This is a genomic window from Streptomyces misionensis (assembly GCF_007896895.1).
GTDB lineage: Bacteria > Actinomycetota > Actinomycetes > Streptomycetales > Streptomycetaceae > Streptomyces > Streptomyces misionensis_A.
Map to the genome: position 1 here is coordinate 1 of NZ_VOGW01000019.1, position 5177 is coordinate 5177.

The 5177-nt window shown below is 71.8% G+C and carries 6 protein-coding genes; 2 read left to right on the plus strand and 4 right to left on the minus strand.

The genetic code is table 11. The features are described from left to right. Window positions 1-357: transposase (locus FRZ03_RS03485; RefSeq protein ID WP_261398501.1), on the plus strand; the 357-nt coding region annotated here is incomplete at its 5' end. A gap of 246 nt (window positions 358-603) precedes the next feature. On the opposite strand, the gene FRZ03_RS03490 is transcribed toward FRZ03_RS03485, so the two are convergent. Continuing rightward, entirely contained in the window at window positions 604-1110 is a 507-nt protein-coding gene (locus FRZ03_RS03490; RefSeq protein ID WP_261398503.1) for a lamin tail domain-containing protein, read from the minus strand. Between the two features lie 194 nt (window positions 1111-1304). Between FRZ03_RS03490 and FRZ03_RS03495 the strand changes: the two genes are divergently transcribed. After that, window positions 1305-2174 carry a class II glutamine amidotransferase gene (locus FRZ03_RS03495; protein ID WP_146463657.1) on the plus strand — a complete coding sequence of 290 codons (870 nt, stop codon included), beginning with the start codon at window positions 1305-1307 and terminating at the stop codon, window positions 2172-2174. 19 nt (window positions 2175-2193) lie between these two features. Here the strand turns inward: FRZ03_RS03495 and FRZ03_RS03500 are convergent, their stop codons facing one another. The 3 genes from FRZ03_RS03500 to FRZ03_RS03510 form a co-directional block, all read right to left on the minus strand. Beyond that, entirely contained in the window at window positions 2194-3927 is a 1734-nt protein-coding gene (locus FRZ03_RS03500) for an LCP family protein (protein WP_261398505.1), read from the minus strand. A 311-nt stretch (window positions 3928-4238) separates the two neighbouring features. Continuing rightward, entirely contained in the window at window positions 4239-4601 is a 363-nt protein-coding gene (locus FRZ03_RS03505) for an ArsR/SmtB family transcription factor (protein WP_146463658.1), read from the minus strand. 121 nt (window positions 4602-4722) lie between these two features. Then, window positions 4723-5124, minus strand: a complete 402-nt coding sequence (locus FRZ03_RS03510) for a hypothetical protein (protein ID WP_146463659.1) — start codon at window positions 5122-5124, stop codon at window positions 4723-4725. Between the last annotated feature and the right edge of the window lie 53 nt (window positions 5125-5177).

Consider the following 5177-nt stretch of genomic DNA (forward strand, 5'->3'; position numbering starts at 1 on the left):
CCGGCCGCCGAGCTTGCCGCGCTCTACGCCCGGCGCTGGGAGATCGAGCTGGTCTTCGACGAGATCAAGACCCACCAGCGCGGCCGGCCGGTCCTCAGGTCGCAGACTCCGGACGGGGTGCGGCAGGAGATCTACGCGCACTTGATCGTGCACCATGCCACCCGGGATCTACTGGACGAAGCCGCTCGGCTGCACAGCAGCACTGCAGAGCGGACCTCGTTCACCCGAGCCCTACACGTCGTCCGCCGCACGGTGATCTCACCGAGCGGCTTTTCCCCCCTCCGCCCGCAGACGAGACCGGCACCTCGGGCTCGCCGAGATCGGCCGCAGCCTGTTACCCCGCCGCCGGCCCCGTGACTGCCCCCGCAAGATCCGCTCCTGCATCACCGGCTACGGCAGCAAGGCCCCCGAAGAACCCGCCAGCCAGCGTCGTTCCCCGGTCGTCCTCACCCTGAACCACCGATGGCACGATCACTAAAGCAACGGCATTGTCATCCGTTCGACAGGGGGGAACAGTCATGCCGGGCCCGGAGGCCAGCGGCCCTCTTGCAGGACCGCGGAAAACATAACGGGGGGGGCCGCACACCGCCCGTGTCATCGGGCTCAGCCGTGGTGGTGGCCGCCCCGGCGCGGGTGGGTCACCACACGGTGGCCGCCCCAGGAGATCTCGTCGACGAGACGGCCCCGGTCATTGCGCAGCCGGGCGCTGTCCGCCCTGTTCCACACCTCGGACCGCCGGTCCTGGTACAGGTCGGACCGGGTGTCGTGACCGACCCCGGTGCGGACGCGGACGGTGGCCCGGGCGCCGAGCGTGTAGTGGTGGAAGGTGAAGGTGTGCCCGGCGGCGTCCGACAGCGTCCAGCCGTTCAGGTTCACCGCCCGGCGCGACTCGTTGCTGACGGCCACCCACTGCCGGTTCAGGGCGGCGTTGGAACGGGCACCCCGGCCCGTGGAGTCGTACCGCGCACCGCTGAGGTACACCACGCCGTGCGAACGGCCCGAGTGGTGCCCGGCGGCCACGGCCGGCAGTGCGGCGGCGCCGACGACGGCCGCCGCGACGGCGGAGGCGGCGGTCAGTTGGCGGACGGCGGAGAGAACGGAAACGGACACAGAGGTCCCCCTTTTCGCAGGGTGTGTGGTGCTGGTGACGGCCGGGTGGCCGCACACCCGAACTCTGTGGCATCTCCGGGGGATTTCGGGGGGAACCCGAAACGCATTACCGTTTCTTCGCGTTCTCATGACTCATACCGATATCCACCGGTTGTTTTGGGTATGAACAGATTGACCTTTGTTCGGAGGACACCGTGTGCCGTCTGTTCGGCCTGACCAGCTCCCCCCGGCGCACGCATGCCACGTTCTGGCTGCTGGAGGCGCCCGACAGCCTCAGCGCGCAGAGCCATCGCGAGCCGGACGGCACCGGGCTCGGATACTTCGCGGCCGACGGCGCACCCGAGGTGCACAAGGCCCCGATCGCCGCCTATGAGGACCGCTCCTTCGCCGAGGAGGCACGGGAGGCGGAGTCGGCCACCTTCCTCGCGCACATCCGCTATGCCTCGACCGGCGGCCTGGACGTCCGCAACACGCACCCGTTCGAGCAGCGCGGGCGGCTGTTCGCGCACAACGGCGTGATCGAGGGGCTGGACCTGCTCGACCGTCGGCTGGGCGCCGACCGCGCCCTGGTACGGGGCGACACCGACTCCGAGCGCTTCTTCGCCCTCGTCACCCGGGAGACCGAGGCGCACGGCGGCGACGTGTCCGCCGGGCTGGTGGCCGCGGCGCGCTGGGTCGCCGGGAACCTGCCGCTGTTCGCGCTGAACGTCATCCTCGTCACCCCCGGCGAGCTGTGGGCCCTTCGCTATCCGGACACCCACGAGCTGTACGTCCTGGAGCGGCCGGCCGGCGGCCACCACGGCGCACGCCATCTGGACCACACCGGCCGGCACGGCAGGCTGCGGGTGCACTCGGCGGCACTGGCCGGCTTCCCGTCCGTCGTCGTGGCCAGCGAGCGCATGGACGAGAACCCGCACTGGCGGCTGCTGGCCCCCGGCGAACTGCTGCACGTGGGCCGCGATCTGCGGACCACGTCCCGGATCGCGCTGCCCGACCCGCCCGCGCATCCGCTGACGCTCGCCGACCTGCGCCCCGACGCGGCGGCCTCGCAGCGGCCGGTCTGACGGCGCCCGGCCCCCGCGCTCAGGAATCGGAGTCGGGCTTGCTCCGGGCCTGCGCGTAGGCCTGAGTGGGGGTCATGGCGACGCCGCCGAGTTCGACCGTCTTGTAGGGGCTGACCTTGGCGCAGGTCTTGGCCTGGTCGGCGGTGGAGGCATGGGCGTCGGACACCGCGGCCTTGGTGTCGGCGGGGGCGGAGGCGCCGCCCGGGAAGCTGGTGCCGCTGCTCCAGTCGCCGCCGATGACCAGGGTCAGACCGGTCCCGCCGCCCTGCTTCAGATGGCCTGCCGGCAGACCGAGCGCCTTGGCGACCGTCTGGGCCTCGCCCTTCTGCCCGCTGCCGTAGGTGAGCGTGGTCGTCGACGCGGCGCTCGGCGCGTTGGCCGTCGTCGTCCCGGAGCTGAAGCCCTGGTCGGTCAGCGCGGTGGCGATCTGGGAGGCTCGGCCGGTCACCGGGGTGCCGTTCTCCACCGTCACCGCGATCTGCCCGGCCGGCACGCTCGGCGCGGAGGGCTTCTTGGTGGCCGCGGCCGCCGCGGACTTGCCGCCGGAGCCGGTGGTCAGGGACTGGTCGTCGGCGATGGTGGCGAAGAGGGCCTTGGCACCGGGGCCCACCACCACGCGGTTGTCGTTCTTCGGGTCGGCGCCGGTCTGCATGGTGGTGAAGGTGATCCGCTTGGTGGGCACCTTGTTCACGTCCGAGGCGAGGGCGATCAGCTTCTTCACGCTGCCCAGGCCGTCGTCCACGGTGAGCGCCTTGGTCGCGGCGTCCGCGAGACCGTAGACCGCGCCGGGGTCGGTCAGTGTGCCCGCGCTCTTGAACTTGCGGATCATCGAGCTGAGGAAGATGTGCTGCGAGACGGTGCGGCCCAGGTCGCTGCCGTCGCCGAAGCCGTGCCGGGAGCGCACGAACTCCAGCGCCGCGACGCCCTTGAGGGTGTGGGTGCCCTTGGACAGCTTCAGGTGCGAGTAGGTGTCGTAGACGTCGTCGCTGACGCACACCGGGACGCCGCCGACGGCGTCGGACATCTTGACCACGCCGGAGAAGTCGAGCTTGACGAAGTGGTCGATGGTGATGCCGGTGAGCTGGTGGACGGTCTCCACCTGGCAGGCCGGGCCGTACTGGAGCGCGCTGTTGATCTGGCCGTAGTAGCCGGCCGTCGACTGGCCGTTCTCACTGTTCTTGCAGGCCGGAACCTGGGTCATGGTGTCGCGCGGGATGCTCATCACGGTGGCGTTGGAGCGGTCGGCGGATATGTGGAGCACCATCTCCACGTCCGCGTTGCTGCCGCTCTGCACACCGGTCTTCGCGCAGCCGCCGCCGAGCTTGCAGTCCGCCGCGTTGGTGCGCCCGTCCGAGCCCATCACCAGGATGTTGATCGGGGTGCGCCCGAAGGCGTCGGCCTTCTCGGTGCCGCCCTTGCCGTCGAGGGAGAGGCTGTGGATGTTGCCGTTGAGATGGTCGTAGAACCACCAGCCCGCGCCCGCCGTGATCACGATGAGTGCCGACAGGGATATGGCGAGAAGCTTCAGCACGCGCCTCGCGCGCCCCGCCGGACGGGCCCTGCGGGCGCGTTTGCCGCCGCGTGAGCGGGCCGCCGCGCGGGCCGCGGCCCGGCCGCCCGGGGCGCTGCCGGCGCCGGCCTCGGCCGCTCGCTGCCCCGGCACCCGCCGGTCCCGGCGGCGCGTGGAGCGGCCCGCCTCATCGTCCCGGCGGCGCGTGGCCTGGCCTGCCTGCCCGTCCCACGGGTCGCTCATCTCCCACTCCCCTGAACGGTCGGGCCGGGCCGTCGACGGTGCGGCCGGGCGTGCGCGGTGGTGTACGAGGCGCTGACATGCCGCCCCGCATCGATTGCGTAGTTGCGCAATCTAACAAACACCTGGCCCGGAGCAGCAGTGATGCACACGAGATTCACAGGTGAGGCACCTCGGCGCTGCGCGGCGCCCGGCCTGAGCGGCACGGCAGCGGGAGTCTACGCGCCCCCGCTGTGGCCACGGCGAACGGGCGGCCGCCTTTATCCGGCCCATATGCCCTGATGATCGCGGTGGCGGGGATGCTCCCGGCTGTCTCAGCCGCCCATGGTGCGCAGCCTGCGCACCGGGGCGCCGGTGTGCCGGGTGCGCGCGGTGAGCTGACCGACCATCACACGGACGAGGGTCACCACGTCCGGGTCGTCGATGTAGTAGATCTGCCGTCTGCCCTCGCGGCGGGAGCGCACGAGTCCGGCGAGCTTCAGCTTGGCGAGGTGCTGGCTGACGGCGGGCAGTGCGCCACCCACCCGGTCGGCGAGGTGCGTGACATCGCTCTCACCCTGTGAGAGGGCCCACATCAGGTGCAGCCGGGCGGCGGAGGCGAGCAGTCCGAACGCGGCGGCGGCTTCGGACAGCACCTCGGCGGGCGGGTCGTCATGGCCCGCGGCCTTGTCCGTCACTGCCCTCTCCCGTCCCAGCCCTCCGCACAGCCGACGCGGATGCGCCGACCCAGTGTAGGCGTCCGGTCCCGGCGGCCGTCGGCGGCGCCGGGAGCGGACGGCCGCCGGGGAACAGAACGCGTCAGTCCTCGTAGAAGTTGTTGACCACGACGTCCGGCTCGTCGTCGTCGAACGCCTCGTTCAGCAGCGCGCCGCCGACGAGACCGGCCGCACCGGCGCCGATGAGCGCGCCCGCGCCGAAACGGCGGCCACCGCCCTGCTGTTCGTGCTCGTGGTGGTGGTCGTACGGCTGGCCGTACCCCTGCTGCGGATAGCCCTGCTGGGGGTAGCCCGGCTGCGGGTAACCCTGGGGCACGGGCTGGGGGTAGCCCTGCTGGGGCGGGGTGTAGAAGGGCGGCGCGGTGGTCTGCACCCGCTGGGCGCAGCCTCCGCAGGTCTGCACGGGGCGGGGCACGCCCCACTGCGGGGACCAGGTCACGGTCATCATGCCCGGGCCGTGGTTAGGGTCGAAGAAACACGTCATGGGCGAACTCCCGGTGGGATGCGGGGACGGAGCGGACGCGGGGACGGGGGGAA